The sequence below is a fragment of the Nitratidesulfovibrio oxamicus genome, from assembly GCF_015731765.1.
Classification (GTDB): Bacteria; Desulfobacterota; Desulfovibrionia; order Desulfovibrionales; family Desulfovibrionaceae; genus Cupidesulfovibrio; species Cupidesulfovibrio oxamicus.
Window position 1 is genome coordinate 1 of the sequence record NZ_VRYY01000748.1, and the last position, 625, is coordinate 625.

The 625-nt window shown below is 70.7% G+C and carries 2 protein-coding genes; both read left to right on the forward strand.

Going from position 1 to position 625, the window contains the following annotated elements; translation table 11 throughout:
- Positions 1–188 (forward strand): hypothetical protein (locus tag FVW20_RS18100; RefSeq protein WP_196610674.1); only part of this gene is annotated, 188 nt, incomplete at its 5' end.
- A partial coding sequence (locus tag FVW20_RS18105; protein WP_196610675.1) for a response regulator occupies positions 188–625 on the forward strand: 438 nt, incomplete at its 3' end. The genes FVW20_RS18100 and FVW20_RS18105, both read left to right, overlap by 1 nt.

Sequence of the window (625 nt, forward strand, 5' to 3'; positions counted from 1 at the left end):
CCGAACCCGATGCCCCACTGCCCGACCTGCAGGCCCTGCTGGACCGGCTGCTGCCTCTGCTCGAGGCGGGCGTGGCCCGCGTGCGGGCCGTCACCACGCCGACTGACGCCACTGGTGCGGCTGCGGCCAGCGGCGCAACCGATACCGCAACGCCGGGCACCTTACCGGCGAAGGAGACGCATCGCTGATGGCCCGCATACTTGTGGTGGACGATGAAGCAATGGTCCGCACCATGCTGGCGGAAGTGGCCGTGGGCATGGGGCACGAGGCCCTTGTCGCCGCCACCCTGGAGGAGGGGCTGCGCCTTGCCGCCACTGGTGCGCCCGACGTGGTCTATCTGGACGTGCTGCTGCCCGATGGCAACGGCCTGGCCCATGTGACCACCTTTGGCCGCCTGCCATGCGCCCCTGAGATCATCGTGGTTACCGGTTTCGGCGATGCGGACGGCGCGGAAACCGCCCTGCGCCACGGGGTATGGGAATACCTGCAAAAGCCCCTGCGCGTGCAGGACATCACCCTTTCGCTGTCTCGCGTGCTGGCCTACCGCAGCGGCAGGGCGCGGCGGGGGATCGGCGGCGGGGCCAACGGCACGGTGTCCGGCACGGCGCAGGCCGGTCAGGCCGAC